This window comes from Planctomycetota bacterium (genome assembly GCA_038746835.1).
Classification (GTDB): Bacteria; Planctomycetota; Phycisphaerae; order Tepidisphaerales; family Tepidisphaeraceae; genus JBCDKH01.
Map to the genome: position 1 here is coordinate 1 of JBCDKH010000322.1, position 1817 is coordinate 1817.

At 63.8% G+C, this 1817-nt stretch carries 1 protein-coding gene; it reads left to right on the plus strand.

Annotated features, from left to right (window positions below):
* Positions 1 to 1563 (plus strand): hypothetical protein (locus AAGI46_17070; GenBank protein MEM1013920.1); only part of this gene is annotated, 1563 nt, incomplete at its 5' end.
* Positions 1564 to 1817 lie beyond the last annotated feature (254 nt).

Below are 1817 nucleotides of genomic sequence, written 5' to 3' on the forward strand. Positions count from 1 at the left end.
CGCAAGTACGGCCTGAACTTCACCATCGCCGACACCACCGGCCCCGGCGGGCTTTTCCGGGCACTGCGGACCTATCCGCTCATGCGCGACTTGGCCCGTGACATCGTCGACGTGGCCAAGCCCGATTGCTGGTTGCTCAACTACAGCAACCCGATGTCGATGAACATGAAATCGCTCCTGCACACCACCGGCGAGCGAGCGACCGGCAGGAACGGCGTCAACGCCGTCGGGCTGTGCCACAGCGTCCAGGGCACCTATGCCGCCCGCATGCGGGACATCGGCGTCGACCCGGATGACGCGCATTTCGAGTGCAGCGGCATCAACCACATGAACTTCTTCTCGAAGCTTCAACACAACGACGGCCGCGACCTCTACCCCGAGCTTTTCAAGATCGCCGACGAGAAAATCGGCGACGGTTACGAGGCCGTTCGCTACGAGTTGCTCAAGCGTCTCGGCTACGCTGTGACTGAGTCCAGCGAGCACAACGCTGAGTACTGCGCCCACTTCATGCCGCACGAAGGCATGATCGAGAAGTACCGCATTCCGGTCGACGAGTACCTGCGTCGCTGCGACGGCGCGGTCGAGGAGTTCGAGGCAACGGTGTCGTTCGCAAGAAGCGACGAGCCGATGGATCGCGAGAAGATCAAGAAGTCCCACGAATACGGCAGCGTCATCGCCAACGCGATCGTCACCGGCGAGCCGAGCGTCGTCTACGGCAACATGCTCAATGACGGAGCCATCCCGAACCTTCCGGACACGGCGATCGTCGAGACGCCGACGCTGGTCGACCGCAACGGCTGCCGACTGACGCGTGTCGACCCGATGCAGTACCAGCTGCTCAACTATGTCATGCCGCACGTGTGCCAGCACGAACTGTTCATCGAGGCGGCGATGGATGGCCGTCGCGACAAGGTCTACCAGGCCGCGTTCGCCGATCCGCTCACGGCCGCGACGATGCCGATGGACAAGATCGTCGAGATGTGCGACGAGCTGATCGTCGCACACGGCATGGAAAAGGACGGCGGCGTCCTGCCGGACCTCGACAAGACGCCCAGCCGCGTCCCGACCAGCGGCAAGCAATTCAGCCCGCCGACGCCCGAAGAGCTTCGGGCCAGCTGGGACGAGGCCAAGAAGCACACGAGCAACGAAGACGTCTTGGAAAACTGGCACGTCCACCCGGCCACGGCCGAAGACGAGCCGCACGCCGTGCTCGACGATCGTGGCCTGCTCTCGAACGCCGACGCGTGGAAGGCCGCCACCACCAACGGCGACGAGTCGATCGCCGTCGGCAAGCTGCTCGAACTCGGGATCACCCCCGCGAATGCGCTCGCCTACGCCGAGATCGACAGCATCCACGACCGGGACGCGACCCTTCGACTCCCACTCGGCAAGCACCTCAAAGGCTGGATCAACGGCGAGCCCATTCCCTTCGCCCACACGCACGGCGAGGGTCGCAAGACGACCATCTCGCTACGCCAAGGCAAGAACGGCCTGCTGCTGGAAATGCGCAACGCCAAACAATCCGCCGCCATCGCCGCATTCGTCAGCAAGCCGAACTTCTGAGACGGACCAACCCTGGGTGCAGCGTCTGCGTGCCACGCTGCTGCATCGCCGTAGCGTCCGGATTTGGAGCACCGCGCGAAAGGAGCGGCTCCGGACGTTGTGGCACGATCTGAAGATCGTGCCACAGCGTCCGGAGCTGCTCCTTTCGTGCGGTGCTCCAAATCCGGACACTGCGACGGTGCAGCAGCGCCGCACGCAGACGATCCACCGAAGATTACTCCGGCTAGAAGTTCGGCTTGCTGACGAATGCCGCG